This is a genomic window from Falsirhodobacter halotolerans (assembly GCF_022899245.1).
Lineage (GTDB): Bacteria > Pseudomonadota > Alphaproteobacteria > Rhodobacterales > Rhodobacteraceae > Falsirhodobacter > Falsirhodobacter halotolerans.
In genome coordinates this window covers 220,971-234,583 of sequence record NZ_JALJAZ010000001.1, presented here as the reverse complement: position 1 = coordinate 234,583, position 13,613 = coordinate 220,971, and the positions used below count along the sequence as shown (strand labels likewise).

At 61.3% G+C, this 13,613-nt stretch carries 19 protein-coding genes and 1 tRNA gene; 7 read left to right on the top strand and 13 right to left on the bottom strand.

The window, feature by feature from the left end; translation table 11 throughout:
- Positions 1 to 243: 243 nt before the first annotated feature.
- Positions 244 to 1,035: a S49 family peptidase gene (locus MU449_RS01190; RefSeq protein ID WP_244736174.1), complete on the bottom strand. Its 792-nt coding sequence runs from the start codon at positions 1,033 to 1,035 to the stop codon at positions 244 to 246.
- Positions 1,036 to 1,135: 100 nt separating this feature from the next.
- Here MU449_RS01190 and leuB point away from each other — a divergent pair, with 100 nt between their 5' ends.
- The 3 genes from leuB (at position 1,136) to MU449_RS01175 (ending at position 3,375) form a co-directional block, all read left to right on the top strand.
- On the top strand, positions 1,136 to 2,233 hold the full coding sequence (leuB, locus tag MU449_RS01185) for a 3-isopropylmalate dehydrogenase (protein WP_244736172.1): 1,098 nt from the start codon (positions 1,136 to 1,138) through the stop codon (positions 2,231 to 2,233).
- Positions 2,234 to 2,294: 61 nt separating this feature from the next.
- A complete protein-coding gene (locus MU449_RS01180) occupies positions 2,295 to 3,248 on the top strand; it encodes a DMT family transporter (RefSeq protein WP_244736171.1) in 954 nt (317 codons plus the stop codon).
- A gap of 50 nt (positions 3,249 to 3,298) precedes the next feature.
- A tRNA-Pro gene (locus MU449_RS01175) sits at positions 3,299 to 3,375 on the top strand.
- A 39-nt stretch (positions 3,376 to 3,414) separates the two neighbouring features.
- On the opposite strand, the gene MU449_RS01170 is transcribed toward MU449_RS01175, so the two are convergent.
- Complete coding sequence (locus MU449_RS01170) at positions 3,415 to 4,257, bottom strand: formate/nitrite transporter family protein (RefSeq protein WP_244736170.1); 843 nt, start codon at positions 4,255 to 4,257, stop codon at positions 3,415 to 3,417.
- 91 nt (positions 4,258 to 4,348) lie between these two features.
- A complete protein-coding gene (locus MU449_RS01165; RefSeq protein WP_244736168.1) occupies positions 4,349 to 4,708 on the bottom strand; it encodes a response regulator in 360 nt (119 codons plus the stop codon).
- A gap of 541 nt (positions 4,709 to 5,249) precedes the next feature.
- On the opposite strand from MU449_RS01165, the gene MU449_RS01160 reads away from it, so the two are divergent.
- From MU449_RS01160 to MU449_RS01150, 3 genes are all read left to right on the top strand, one after another.
- On the top strand, positions 5,250 to 5,459 hold the full coding sequence (locus MU449_RS01160; RefSeq protein ID WP_244736167.1) for a hypothetical protein: 210 nt from the start codon (positions 5,250 to 5,252) through the stop codon (positions 5,457 to 5,459).
- 346 nt (positions 5,460 to 5,805) lie between these two features.
- Positions 5,806 to 6,087 carry a hypothetical protein gene (locus tag MU449_RS01155; protein ID WP_244736165.1) on the top strand — a complete coding sequence of 94 codons (282 nt, stop codon included), beginning with the start codon at positions 5,806 to 5,808 and terminating at the stop codon, positions 6,085 to 6,087.
- A gap of 181 nt (positions 6,088 to 6,268) precedes the next feature.
- Positions 6,269 to 6,625 (top strand): hypothetical protein, encoded by a 357-nt coding sequence (locus tag MU449_RS01150; RefSeq protein WP_244736164.1) that lies wholly within the window; start codon positions 6,269 to 6,271, stop codon positions 6,623 to 6,625.
- A 379-nt stretch (positions 6,626 to 7,004) separates the two neighbouring features.
- On the opposite strand, the gene MU449_RS01145 is transcribed toward MU449_RS01150, so the two are convergent.
- Both MU449_RS01145 and MU449_RS01140 read right to left on the bottom strand, forming a co-directional pair.
- Positions 7,005 to 7,214 carry a hypothetical protein gene (locus tag MU449_RS01145; protein WP_244736163.1) on the bottom strand — a complete coding sequence of 70 codons (210 nt, stop codon included), beginning with the start codon at positions 7,212 to 7,214 and terminating at the stop codon, positions 7,005 to 7,007.
- Positions 7,211 to 8,041, bottom strand: coding sequence for an N-acetylmuramidase domain-containing protein (locus tag MU449_RS01140; protein WP_244736161.1), 831 nt, complete (start codon positions 8,039 to 8,041; stop codon positions 7,211 to 7,213). Before MU449_RS01140 ends, MU449_RS01145 begins: the two co-directional genes overlap by 4 nt.
- A 172-nt stretch (positions 8,042 to 8,213) precedes the next feature.
- Between MU449_RS01140 and MU449_RS01135 the strand changes: the two genes are divergently transcribed.
- Complete coding sequence (locus MU449_RS01135; RefSeq protein WP_244736160.1) at positions 8,214 to 9,185, top strand: sensor domain-containing diguanylate cyclase; 972 nt, start codon at positions 8,214 to 8,216, stop codon at positions 9,183 to 9,185.
- 87 nt (positions 9,186 to 9,272) lie between these two features.
- Here MU449_RS01135 and MU449_RS01130 read toward each other — a convergent pair whose 3' ends face one another.
- From MU449_RS01130 to MU449_RS01100, 8 genes are all read right to left on the bottom strand, one after another.
- Complete coding sequence (locus MU449_RS01130; protein WP_244736158.1) at positions 9,273 to 10,007, bottom strand: hypothetical protein; 735 nt, start codon at positions 10,005 to 10,007, stop codon at positions 9,273 to 9,275.
- On the bottom strand, positions 10,004 to 10,330 hold the full coding sequence (locus MU449_RS01125) for a hypothetical protein (protein ID WP_244736157.1): 327 nt from the start codon (positions 10,328 to 10,330) through the stop codon (positions 10,004 to 10,006). Before MU449_RS01125 ends, MU449_RS01130 begins: the two co-directional genes overlap by 4 nt.
- Positions 10,331 to 10,344: 14 nt before the next feature.
- Positions 10,345 to 11,385 carry a glycine-rich domain-containing protein gene (locus MU449_RS01120; RefSeq protein WP_244736156.1) on the bottom strand — a complete coding sequence of 347 codons (1,041 nt, stop codon included), beginning with the start codon at positions 11,383 to 11,385 and terminating at the stop codon, positions 10,345 to 10,347.
- Positions 11,378 to 11,551 (bottom strand): hypothetical protein, encoded by a 174-nt coding sequence (locus MU449_RS01115; protein ID WP_244736154.1) that lies wholly within the window; start codon positions 11,549 to 11,551, stop codon positions 11,378 to 11,380. Before MU449_RS01115 ends, MU449_RS01120 begins: the two co-directional genes overlap by 8 nt.
- Positions 11,551 to 11,928, bottom strand: a complete 378-nt coding sequence (locus tag MU449_RS01110) for a hypothetical protein (protein ID WP_244736153.1) — start codon at positions 11,926 to 11,928, stop codon at positions 11,551 to 11,553. Before MU449_RS01110 ends, MU449_RS01115 begins: the two co-directional genes overlap by 1 nt.
- A 65-nt stretch (positions 11,929 to 11,993) precedes the next feature.
- On the bottom strand, positions 11,994 to 12,728 hold the full coding sequence (locus MU449_RS15900) for a reverse transcriptase domain-containing protein (protein WP_483299405.1): 735 nt from the start codon (positions 12,726 to 12,728) through the stop codon (positions 11,994 to 11,996).
- A 442-nt stretch (positions 12,729 to 13,170) separates the two neighbouring features.
- Positions 13,171 to 13,371 carry a hypothetical protein gene (locus MU449_RS01105; RefSeq protein WP_244736152.1) on the bottom strand — a complete coding sequence of 67 codons (201 nt, stop codon included), beginning with the start codon at positions 13,369 to 13,371 and terminating at the stop codon, positions 13,171 to 13,173.
- Positions 13,368 to 13,607 (bottom strand): hypothetical protein, encoded by a 240-nt coding sequence (locus MU449_RS01100; protein ID WP_244736150.1) that lies wholly within the window; start codon positions 13,605 to 13,607, stop codon positions 13,368 to 13,370. The genes MU449_RS01105 and MU449_RS01100 overlap by 4 nt, the downstream gene beginning before the upstream one ends.
- Positions 13,608 to 13,613: the final 6 nt, after the last annotated feature.

Here is a 13,613-nt window from a genome sequence, read left to right as displayed (position 1 = left end):
TGCCTTGTTTCATGGGCCCCCATTCATTTTGCCCAATTTTTAGACACATATTCAAGCAGCTGAAATAAAACATTATTATTTTGGAATATGCGGCGATGCCGGCCGTCGGGGGCCAAAGTAACGCCCGTGCGACGCCATGCCCCTGACGGGGCACAACTTTCCTAGCGTTTGCCGCGAAAGAGGCCCAGCAGGCTGATCAGGACGATGGCGGCAAGGAACAGGATGGCGATCTTTATCAGCATCCTACAACCCCAGCCGGGCCCAGGCGGCCCGATCCTCGACCCCGGCCATGACATCGGCCATCGCCCGCAGACCCAGCCGCTGCATCAGCCCGCGCCTGGGGGAATGGGGCGCCAGATGGACGTCCGGGCCATAGAGTTCCTTCATCTTCGGCACCAGATGCGCCACCCCGTCGGCCAGGCCCAGATCGACCGCCTGCTGGCCCACCCAGATGTCGGCGTTGAAGATGTCGGCCTCGGCCAGCCGGGCGCCGCGCCGGGATTTGACGTGGGCGATGAACGCATCATGGATCGGGGCCTGAATGGCCTTCAGCCGTGCCACGTCCTGCGGCTTTTCCGGCAGGAAGGGATCGGCCAGGCTTTTCGACGTGCCCGCGGTGTGCACGCGCCGTTCGATGCCGTGGCGGGCCATGAATTCGGGAAAGCCGAAGCTGGAGAAGATGACCCCGATGGATCCGACGAGCGAGCTTTGATCGACCCAGATGTCATCGCCCGCACAGGCCAGCCAATACCCGCCCGAGGCCGCCGCATCTTCGACGAACACATGCACCCGCAGCGATTTTTCATCGGCCAGCCGCCGGATACGGGCGGCGATCAGGCTGGATTGCGCGGGCGACCCACCGGGGGAATTCACCACCACCGCCACGGCGACGGGCTTTCCCTTGCGGAAGGCCCGTTCGATCATCGGGGCCAGCCCGGCGTCGGACAGACCGCGCCCCCCCGCCGAAATGGTGCCATGCAGGCGGATGACGGGGACCAGAGGCCGGTCGGACAGGAATGGGATAAAGCGCTTCATGGATTGGAGATAGAGGTTCGTCCCCCACCGGGCAAGTCCCGCGCTTGACCCCTGTGGCCCTGCCCGCTACGCCATTCGCAACCAAAGACAGGAGGCGTTCATGGCCAATCCATCCCTTCTCATCCTGCCCGGCGACGGCATCGGCCCCGAAGTCATGGCCGAGGTGCGCAAGATCATCGACTGGCTTGGCACGCAAGGCACCCCCTTCGACGTAAGCGAGGGGCTGATCGGCGGCGCATCCTATGACGCGTTCGGCGTGCCGCTGGCGGATGAGACGCTGGCCCGTGCGCAGGCCGTGGACGCGGTGCTTCTGGGCGCGGTCGGCAGCCCGAAATACGACGGGGTGGACTATGCCAAGCGCCCCGAGGCGGGTCTCTTGCGCATCCGCAAGGAGATGGACCTCTATGCCAACCTGCGCCCTGCACAATGCTTCGACGCGCTGGCCGATTTCTCCAGCCTGAAGCGCGACGTGGTCGCGGGGCTTGATATCATGATCGTGCGCGAACTGACCTCCGGCGTCTATTTCGGCGAACCGCGCGGGATCGAGGGGACGGGCGACGACCGCGTGGGGATCAACACCCAACGCTACACCACGGCCGAAATCCGCCGCATCGCGCGGTCGGCGTTCGAGCTGGCCCGCCGCCGCGGCAACCGCGTCTGTTCGATGGAAAAGGCCAATGTCATGGAATCGGGCGTCCTGTGGCGCGAGGAAGTGACCTGGGTGCACAAGAACGAATATCCCGATGTCGCCCTGTCCCACATGTATGCCGACAACGGGCTGATGCAGTTGGTGCGCAATCCCAAACAGTTCGACGTCATCGTGACCGACAACCTGTTCGGCGATCTTCTGTCCGATGCGGCGGCGATGCTGACCGGCAGCCTGGGGATGCTGCCCTCGGCCAGCCTGGGTGCGCCCATGGCGAACGGGCGGCCGAAGGCGCTGTATGAACCCGTGCACGGGTCGGCTCCCGACATCGCGGGTCAGGCCCGCGCCAACCCCATCGCCACGATCCTGTCCTTCGCCATGGCCCTGCGGTATTCCTTCGACATGGGCGACATGGCCACACGGCTGGAACGCGCGGTGGAGACGGTTCTGGCCCAAGGCCATCGCACGTCCGACCTGATGGGCCCCGAGGGCGGCAACCCGATGACGACCAGCCAGATGGGCGACGCGATTCTGGCGGCGCTGAAGGGCTGACGCCCTTGTCATTCGCCCCCGACGGTTCAGTTTGGCGGGCACGATACGGCAAGGACCTGAGATGGACGGACGACACAACCTGCGCGCGGCGCTGACCGCCTTGGGCGCATTCCTGATCTATTCCACCCATGACACGGTGGTGAAGTTTCTGGGCGGGTCCTACAACCCGATGCAGATCGTCTTCTTCTCGGTCTGTTTCGGGATGCCCATGGTCACCATCATGCTGATGCGCGACCGCACCGACGGCAATCTAATCCCGCGCCATCCGTGGTGGACGCTGACGCGGACCATCGCGGCGGTGGTGGCGGGGGTGACGGCGTTCTATGCCTTCACCGTCCTGCCGCTGGCGCAGACCTATGCCATCCTGTTCGCGACGCCCCTGCTGATCACGCTGCTGGCGATCCCCGTGCTCGGGGAGCGTGTGGGGATCCACCGCGGCGGCGCGATCGTCGCCGGTCTGATCGGCGTGATGATCGTGATACAGCCGGGCAGCGCGGACCTGACCCTGGGGCATCTGGCGGCGCTGATCTCGGCCATCGCGGGGTCGCTGTCGTCGATCATCGTGCGCAAGATCGGGCGGGAGGAGCGGAGCGTGGTCCTGCTCGTGTATCCCATGATGGCGAACTTCATCCTGATGGCCTGCGCGCTGCCCTTCGTCTATGTCCCCATGCCCCTTGCGCATCTGGGCCTGATCGGGGTCATGTCGATCTGCGCCTTTGCCGCGATGTTGCTGACCATCGGCGCCTATCGCATGGGCGAGGCGGTCATCGTCGCCCCAATGCAATACAGCCAGATCATCTGGGCGGCCCTGTTCGGGTTTCTGTTCTTCGACGAAGGCGTGCAGACCACCACCCTTCTGGGGGCGGCGGTGATCATCGCCTCGGGCCTTTACATCGTCCTGCGCGAGGACAACGTGTCGTCCACCAAACCCGTCCTGCGGTCGCGTTGGCGCCCCGAGGGCGTCATGCCCCGCCCCGGCATCGTCATGCGCTGGCAGAAACAGCAGCGGCCGTGAATCCCCCCCTTGCAAACGCGTTCCGAACGGGATAGTTGCCACCCCACGGTCGGAGCGTAGCGCAGCCTGGTAGCGCACCTGCTTCGGGAGCAGGGGGTCGGAGGTTCGAATCCTCTCGCTCCGACCAATTTCCCGCACATCCGGGCAGATCGCCCTGCCATTCCCGTCAATGGGATATGTCGGCCCGCACCTGCGCGTGGCTGAGCAGCGCGAAGATGAACGTGCCGCCCATGACGTTCCCCAGCAGCACCGGAAAGAAGAACTGCAGCAGCGCCGGCCCGATCCCCACATGGCCGACGAGCATCAGATACACGGCTTCGATCGTTCCCACGACGATATGGGTGAAATCACCGATGGCGATCAGATAGGTGACGAGGAAAATCATGATCAGCGACCACCTCTCGAAGCTGCGAAGCGTCCAGACCAGCGTCGCGATCAACCACCCCGCCACGACGCCCTTGGCGAACATCTGGGCTGCGGATTGCTCCATCAGATGATGGCCGATGGCCATGAGCTCCTCATCCACGGCGGGAGTGAACATGGGCAGATATGCGAAGACGGCGGCCGCCAACGCGCCGCCGGTCATATTGCCGGCCAGCACCACGCCCCACAACCGGCCCAAGCGCCCCAGATTGCGCCAGGATGGGGCCTGCATCAGCGGCAGCACGGGCTTGACCGTGTTTTCGGTGAACAACTGCTGCCCCGCCGCGATGACGAGGATGAACCCCATGGTATAGCCCGCCGCCGTGATCAGGAACCCCGCCCCGCTGTCACCGACATTCGCCGCGAGGATCGCGCGCATCAGGAAGGACGTGCTCATGGTGATTCCGCCGGCGATGGCCGACCACATCAGCGCCCGCGTGTCGCGCGCCATTTCCTTCTCGCCATCCTCGCGGATCAGCTGGTGTACGGCGGCGGCGATGGAGGGAAGTTGCTCCTCCAACTCGTCGACCTTGGTGTCCTTGATGTTGTGGGGGACATCGGGGGTGGTGTCGGGATCGGTCGTCACGTGCACACTCCGTTGTCGCCAGGACAAACGCCCGGGGGGTGACCCGGTTCCGGCCGCCGATGCCGTCAGCGGCGCTGCCACGCCCCTTGGGTCACGCAGCGGCGGTTGCCAGCGACACCGCCGCGACCACCGATTCCGGGCGGCTGGGTTTCAGGCAGAATATGGCGGCGGGATAGCGGGCCAGAATGTCGGTCGGCTTGCCGTGACCCGTGTGAAAGATGAACGGAATCCCCCGCCGGATCAGCTCATCCGCAAGGGGATAGATATCCTCGTCCATCAGCCGCACATCCAAGATCGCACAGGCGGGGGTGGCCGCCTCGATCGCCTTCATCGCCCCCGCCATCGTGGCATAGGGACCCTCCGTCTGAAACCCCGCCCCCTCCAGCGTATCCTTCAGGTCCATGGCAATTATCATTTCGTCTTCGGCGATCAGGATCGTGGGGGCCGTCATGTGTCGTATTCCAAGCGAGGGTTCACTTACTCCAACACCTGCCCCGACCATGTGTTCCCTGTGGGATCGACGCATGGCACGCACAAGAACTTTATCAGACTGGTGACCCCGACAGGACTTGAACCTGTAACCTGCCCCTTAGGAGGGGATAGGTTCGTCAACAAAATAAGGGATGCGTCCGCAAAATAAGGGTGATTTCAGCACCGCTGTTCTCGGTCTGTGCAGGGAACAGAGGTGGACGCAGGTTCACCGAACCAAAAAGCAAACCCCTCCGATGCCCTAGAAGTATTGCACTATAATGTGCAATTATCCCTTGCCCTTTCGCACATAAAGGTGCATATTCAAGATGTGCAGAGGGGGCGGGATGGTCCCGCCCCGCACAGGAGGAAAAGGGATGAAAGTTCAACACATCGCCCTCATCCTCCAGATCATCACGACGATGGTGCTAGTCGCAAACATCGTCCACCACTGGTGATCTAGGAGGGAAGCCAGCCTCGTTACAGCGGGGCTGGCGACCTTCCCTCAACATAGGGCGGGCAAAATGACATCGCAAGATTTTCTGGCTTGGATGCAACAGACCGAACACCGCTTTGCGGCTGACATTGTCAGAAGCCTTGGGGTGAGCCGGAACATCGCCCAGCGATGGGTGGCGGATGCACAGGCAGGCCAAGACATTGACATCAAACCCGCGACCGCCCTTGCGATGTCGGCCATCGTCGCCAAACTCAAACCTTGGGGATCAAAGGAGTGACACCATGACGGACAGACAGATCGCCTACACCTCGATCGCGCTTTCGATCATTACACTTGCGATCGTTGGCATCGACTTTCTGCGATAAGCGCTTTGAGAGGCGGGGGTTGCCCCGCCTTTTTTCATATCGACCGCTCCACACTTGCCCGATGCTTGAGGTGAACATCCTCGCCGGGCCCACCGCGGCCCCTAGCGAAAATTTCTGGGCGGACCGTTAAAGTTTCTTTTGCCCATTTGCGCGCAAAGTGTTTGCATGTATGGAACCGCCGCACAGAGATACCATTTTACAGACAAGATGCATGTGAAGTGCACGTGGCGGGACACCAGACTCGTGGGGTGATGAGACATGATGACTGAAGCGATCGACAACGATATCCGGGCTGCCATAGAGGCTGCTGTCCGAAAGAAAATCGGTCCTGCGGCGCGTGATATCAGTATCTCGATGAAGCGTGGCGCGAGCGGTGAGTATGAATGCGTGGTCACCGTTGAAGTAGACTTCACCAACCGGGACCCTGTTGCGATCGGGGAAAAATTCTTCGGCCTGACCGGGAAGGTTCAAAAAGCGATGGGGGACCGATTCAGAGATGTTTTCCCTGTCATCCAACCCGTGACAATGGCTCATGCCTGACCAAGGTATCGCTGATGACTTGATTGCGACCGCTCGCCTTCTACTAAATGGTGGAGCCAACGGGGCTTCGCAGTCAGATCTTCGGCGATGTGTAAGCACTGCGTACTACGCCGTATTTCATGGGCTAGCACGAATGTGCGCAGATGCTCTTGTCGGAAAGCCCGTTCCGAACAGAAGAAACATGGCATGGGTAGAGGTCTATCGTGGGTTAGGCCATCGGGCTTGTGTAGATGCTTGTGCTCTTGCCATACGGCGAGAGATAGATTTTCCACCGCAAATTATGACCGTTGCGCGAGAGTTCAAACAGCTCCAGGAAGCCCGCGAACGTGCTGACTACGACCCAAAGGTCCGTATTGATTCTGGGGCAGCGGCAATTGTTATCGGCCTTTCTCAAAAATGCCTGCGAAGTTTGAAAAAGTGCAAAAAGCGTGATCGAATTGCATTCGCTACTTGGCTGCTGATCACTACTCAAGGCGCGAAGGCTGCGCGAACTCTGGGTGACAGCCGAGACCTTCATATAGCATTGCAGAACGCTTGACAGATTTAAACCAATATTACAAATGAGACGCGACGCCCGTCGTCACCTTATGTCGTCGATGAAAGTCCTTTGGGGATACGTAATCGGCGGATTCCGGGGCTAGGACCTACCTAGGCTTCGCGAAGGAGGTGCTGATGGCATCCTGTTCTTGGCCGAAGCCTGTCCATGTATGTGCATACTGGCGGTTTCGTTTTGGGCAGTGGGAGCACGTTGTGTCCCACTGCCGTTCTTTCCCTTCCTAATCGGCGTTAGCGCGCCTGGAAGGTGACTGAGGAAGAAGCGACGGCGGGCGTCACTAACTTAGTCCACGGCCATATAAGGCGCCCCACTGAGTGTCAACGCAATTTGCCTCGCGCAAAGTCGGTGGCATTGGACATTATTAACGTTCCTCGTTCAGCCGATCCGGCACGAAATACCCGACCACGATCGCGGCGATGAAGCCAATCAGACCGGACATCCCGGGCCCCGCCAGCGCGGGCGCGGCAGTTGCCATGACCTCCGCCCAAGCGGCGGTGGCAATCGGGCCGATGGCCGATCCGGTCAGCAGCTTGTTCGTCGGCAGCGCCGACAGTTGGGTGGCAAGTTTCATGCGTAAATCTCCGTGTTGAGAACGGCCCAGGTCTTGGGCCCGATGATGCCGTCCGGCACGAGGCCGTGGGCGGATTGGAATGCGATGGTGGCGTGGCGGGTGTTGACACCAAAACAGCCATCGACGCCGCGGGGATCGTGCCCCGCCGCCAGCAGCCGCTGTTGCGCGGTCTTCACCGCCGGGCCACGCGCCCCGAGGCCGATCTTGGGCAAGTCGGGGGCCAGCGCATCCGGAATGGCCTGCCAGCGCGCAAAGGCTGCCGCGAGGCGGGTGTGATAGCCATGCTGCGCATAGCCCGCCCCGTTGTAGCCCCGCGCGAAGCTGGACCAGTCGTGGCGGCGCAGGTCATCGTCCAACCCTTCGGACACGATGAACGCGACCATCGCCTCCAGATGCAGCGCCTCCATGTCGCAGAACGCCGCGACCATATCGCCGGCATTGGCATAGCCCGCCGCCTTGTGGTTAAACCCCATGATCTGCCCCAGCCCCCAGGAAGCGGAGCGCAGCGCCGCGCCGGGATCGAGCTTCATCGCCAGCGCCAAGCGCAGATAGCTGTCGCCCGGATAGGGCCGCGCCCCCCATTTGGGATAGGCGAGCCCTTGTCCCTCCGCCGCCGTGCGCTTCTGCCCCGGGCCGAGCTCGCGCCAGAAGACATGCGGCTCGAACAGCATCTTGGGGCGCCCCTGCCGGTCGAACCCGCCGCCCGAGGTTTCGACCTCGATCACGGCGCGGATTTCGTCCTCACCCACGCTGATGCGCCTTCCGATGCGACCAATATCGATCGCGGCCAGCGCCAACGCGCGGCCCTTGAACCCGACTGGGATCATGGTGGTCTCCTAATATGAAAAAACCCCGCACGGGGCGGGGCGGTGTCTCATAGATTGTTCATCATTCGGCAGTAGACCGCGCATTCACGATATTGCAGTCTGGCCCAGCGAGTAGACGTGTTTTAACGATGATGACCGCGTTAGTAGGAGTAGTGTTTTGAATGTTTTGAATGTGGCAAAGCACAACGATGAGTACGGCAGGATCGCCGCGTTAAGTCGTTATGACGTTGAAAACATCCAAGCAAGGAAAGAGTACGCTGATATTGTTCAAATTCTGAAAACAATATTCTCTATACCTATCGCAGCGATTACTACCATCGACAGCCACCGCCTCTGGATCCGGGCAAGTGCAGGTATACCGTGTACCGATCATCCCCGCGAAGATACATTTTGCCGTATAACGGTCACTGGCGACGGACCTCTTGCCGTATCGGACGCGCAGAAAGACATCCGCTTTTCCGATAATCCTCTAGTAACGGGGGACGCGAAAATTCGTAGCTACCTTGGCGTACCCTTGACCACGCCAGACGGCTACAATGTGGGCACTTTATGTCTGTTTGATACGTCTCCTCGAGAGTTCACAGAGGGTGAGAAAGCAATACTCAGCAGCTTTGCTAAAGTGATTGTTTCCCAGCTTGAATTGAAACAGTCGGCGTCGATTGACAGGTTGACCGGCGCGCAAACTCGACATGTCTTTGAGGAAGGTGTCGCTCGACACGACTGTGAAAAGCAAAGCGCGGTGTTGGTCCTATTTGACATCGACCACTTCAAACAAATTAATGACACATTCGGACATCACATTGGCGATGAGGCACTAACACACGTCGCAAACGTTACGCGAGCTTCATTGATGCCCACTGACAGTTTTGGGCGGCTAGGTGGTGAAGAGTTTGCAGTCTTGATGAAAGGCGTGACCAGCTCAGAGGCATTCGAACGTGCGGAAGGCATTCGCTCCGCGATTGCTGCATCCCAGCTGGAGACGCTCGGGCAGCGCAAGATAACGATCAGTGTTGGGGTCGCAAATCTCACTTTTGGCGAACCGGTAAAAGAGCTCATACAGCGTGCTGATACTGCACTGTATCACGCCAAACGGAGCGGACGGAACCAGACTGTCGCCTGGCCAATCAACAATAACCCGCATTAGGTGTAAGTCACCCACCCCGCGTCCGGCGCAGCAGGTTCAGCAGCACGCTGATCCGCCATTCGCTGGACGCGGGACATTTCGACGCGCTTAATCGGTGATCTGGAACGGCACCCGCGGCGACCGAACCTCCGGCACATCCGGACACCCCGGCCACGACATCAGCATGAAGCCCAAGGCGAACGTCGTGCCCGTGGTCGGCGTGACCCCGGCGCTTTCCGGGATCTTGGCGATGAAGCGCGTCGTCTGCACCTCGGGACGCACGGGGGCCGATCCACCGCGCCCATCGTCAGCCACGGTCGAGACCTCGCGGAATGCATGACTGATCCCCGCACCGTCCGTGAAATACACCGCGATGTTCGGACGCCCACAGTCGCGCGACTTGATGTAGCGGAACTGGATGCGGACGAAGGCCCCGATCGCGCCGCTGTCGATGCTGTTTCCGTCCTCGACAAACATCACCGGGGGCGTCTTGTCGCGGCGGCTGCTCTCCTCCAGCATCGCCACGCGGTTAACCGTGCTTTCCAGCGTCGAGGTCAACGTGGCGGTGGCGCGGCTGATCTCGGACAGGGATTGCTGCTGGACGGTCAGGGTCTGCGCCTGCTGCTGCTGGGTTTCGGCCTGTCGCGTCTGCACGTCCTGTATCTTGGCGATGTCCACCGTCAGGTTTGATGGCAAGGACAATTCGGTCCGCAGGAAGTCGATGACGCGGGGCTGCACCCAATACCAGATCGCGCCGGTGATGATGCCCAGGGCGGTGATGGTTGCCGCGACGTTGCGGAAGAACGCCCAGTAGTCGGTTCTGGATGGTCCCTGCATGGTCACGCCACCGTCCCCACCACGTTCACGTAGAGGTAATCCCAGTTTGGCACCGTTTCGATCGAACGATCCGCGCGGGTGATCTCGAACTCTGCCTCGAACAGCCCCGGCGTGGCGGTGTCGCGGTCGTGCCAGAAAAAGACGACCACGCTGCCCTCCCGGATCTGGCAGGGCTGACGATCGACCACCACGGGCCCGCCATAGGGGCGGCGCATGGAGAAGGTCACCTTGTCCCCAATTTCCAGCGGGATCGGCCCCGCTGCTGTTTCCAGCACACGGGCCAGCGCGGGCGAGGTATCGCCCTGCTTGATGGTGAATGTATCGGCCATGGTGCCCCTCGATGTCATGTGAAGCGCCGACCCGGGTCGCGGGTCCAGCTGCGGCTGTGTTCGGCAAAGGCCACGCGGCCCCGGATGATGTAAGGCAGAGCGATTCCCGCCACGACCGCCGCCCCCACCGGGGGCGCGGAGAGGCCCAGACCCGCCCGCCGCAGGGCGAGGGCCGAGGTGGAGGCTTGCACCGCCCCCACAGGGGCCTGCACGGTCACGGCGCGCACCGCGCGGGCCAGAGCGGCGGCGGCAGGCGCGGGCGTCGCGCCTGCCACCCCCGCCGCGCGCACGGCATGGCCTGTTGCCGCCGATCGCGCTGCTGGACTGGCCGCGCCGATCGTCAGCGCCTGGCGCAGCACATAGCGCACCAGCACCACGCCCGATTGCGCGGCATAGGGGTCGGTGCCCGCCCCACCGCCCGCGCCGGGATTGGCGAAACCCTCGGGGCGCGGCAGAGGCGAGGCCTGTTCGACCGAGCCATTGCCGCCGGGGGCCAGCACCCACCGCGCGCCGGTCCAGGTGACCGCCACTCCCGGCGCACCCGCACCCGGAACACCCGTCGCTGCATCCCCGCCCGCCGCTGTGGTGGATCCCCCACCGCCGCCCGCCCGCGCCCCACGCCCGCCACGGGAATTGCGGCCGTCATTGTTGCCGGGGTTGCCGATCCCGCCGATGGTGATGGGGGTGCTGCCGCCAGTGCCGCTGGATCCGCTGCCGTTCCCGCCATTGCCGGAATTGCCACCACCCCCGCCGGGGGCGGTCAGGCCAAAGGCCGAGGTCGTGCCTCCAAGCGCGGCGGCAGCCGAAGGCGCAGACCCCACGGTGATGGCGATGTCGCCCGGCGCAATGTCGAGCCACCGGGTCAGAAGATAGCCCGCGCCGCCACCGCCGCCTTCAGGCGACGATGCGCCCGTGCCGCCCGCGCCGACCAGCATCACCTGCGCCCGCCCCGCGCGCGTGGCGCGCAGGGTGCCCGACACGGGCAGGACGCCCACCCGATACCAGATCGGCCCGTCCTGCACGGTCGACCAGCTGCCAAGGCTCTCGTCAAACATCGGCATCCTCCACCGGCGGATTGGGATCGACGAACGCGCCGTCGCGATAGAGCCAGCCGATCCACGCGCCCCCGGTCAGGGGGACGTGATCGGGCCAGTCCGGCGTGGCCGCATCCGCCTCGATCACGTTGACCACGACCCCGCCCTCGATGCGGGCCAGCTGCATCAGCCCACCACGACATTCGAGGCGGGCACCGTCAGGGTGATCGAGGTCACCCGCGCTTCCTCGCCATTGGTGACGGTGGGATTGGGCATGATCGCCTCGCCCCCGCCCTCCAGCGCGCTGACGGGGCCGCGCAGCACCCACGCGCCCGTGCTGTCGCGCAGCTCGTAACTGGAGGCGATGCCGGTGGCGATCACGGGGGCATCGGCAGGCAGGCCCGTAGCCGAGATCACACCGCCCGCCGCCGCGTCGAACGCGAGGTTCGGCAGGGTGAAAAGATCGACCCCGCCCGCATCGCGGAACACGGTCACCCCGCCATAGAGGCGGGTGCGCAGGGTGTCGGCCAGTGCATTGCGGGCTTCAAGAGACAGGTCGGGCATGGGAAAGGCTCCAGATATGAAAAAGCCCGCCGAGGGGCGGGCTATATTGCAGTGTTCTCGGTGCTTTAAGCGCTCCCTGTCGATACCGAAGCACGGTATGCCTCAAATCCCGCCGCGCTTTCAACTGACCGCTGTGTCGAATAAAAGGTATTAATTCTATCTTGAGTTACGTAAGTTTTGCTATTTTCAATGTGGCAAGCAAAAATAAGCATACTCTCAGAGGCAAGTATGGTTTTTTCAGGATTTAGAAATAATTCTGATCTACTTATTGCTTGGCTAAAGAGGTCAATAGCCTCATTCACCACTTCAGGGGTAGAGCCTGAAAATGATATATCATCCATGTATACTGAGCGGGTAACATCAGCATGCATCGACTCTAAGCACTTCCCCGCCTCAGATAAACACAGCACTAAGGAGGCTAGAACGGGAGATTGAACGAAGCCAAGAGGTAAGGCATATCGCGGATGTCCATACGGATTACGCACACAGGACCATCGCGCATAATGTCCAGAGCGCCTAATACCTATATTCTGCAGTGCCCGTGATACTCTGTTCCTAGCTATTGAGTAAAAGAAGTTCTTAAGATCAACTTTTCCAAAATATTGATTATGTCTATGTAGATGTAGAGCTGCTACATGACCACCATTTCTCAAATGGTAGTAATATGAAGGAAAAGAGAAGGATTTTGTAACCTGTCTCTTTATGTCATAACCAATTCGAAAGCTTAGATTATTTGGAACAAAGACTTGTTTTGCCCCTAAAGCGAATGAATGGGTGTAGTTTTCGAATGCGACTGACAATTGACGACCTTGCTCATCAGATCAATGTATTCGTTAGCAACTTTTCCGAAGAGAAGTGCCAAATACAGCAACCTGAGAGCAAGGTTATAAAGCTTAGAATGTTTGTTCATCGCTTTCCTCCATGCAAAGCCTGCAGCAACCCACAACCCTATCAACACAGAGCCGTCAACTGAGGAGCGCTTCATAGTCAATCGAAGCATCCAAATAGCCGCTCATCCTAGAAAATCGAAAAGCTGCTACAAGTGGAGTGTGGGGCCTATCGCTGCAAGCAAAACTTGCTTAGCCAAACGTCCTATGTCACGTCAACTGAAATATCTCACCGTCCTGAGGTAAAGCGAAACCTCTTATATGCGACCCTGCACGATCACGACGCGTCAGCAGTACGCAAGTTAGGAGCGGTGCATTTGCAGCGTTGGATTGGCGATGGGCGGGCATCGTGGGATCAGGCGGCGGGCGCGGGCGCCGGGTCGGGCGGGGTGTCGGCGATCGGCTCGCCGCCAAGCTCCTTGATCCGGACGTTGGCGAGGGCCAGCTTTTCCGCCGTCTCGTCCAGTGTGATGCCCAGGGTCAGGCAGCGGTGTTCCAGCTGCTCCTTGTGCCACCTGAGTTCGCGGTTCTGCGCGACAATGCCTTGAACGCTCATTTCGATGTTTCCTTGGTGTTGGTGGCCGTCTTATCGGCGGCGGGTTCGGCGGTGCTGGTCGGTTCCTCGACCGCGCTGTGGTCGGGATAGGCGTAATCCACCACGCCGTCGCCGAACGATCCGCAGCCCACGCCCTCGGCGGTGTAGAAGCGAACGCCCGAGCCGTCGCGTTCCTCGCGCACGGCCTCCGCCAGGGTGATGACCCGGCCAGTTTTCAGATGCACTTTGTAGCCCACGGGCTG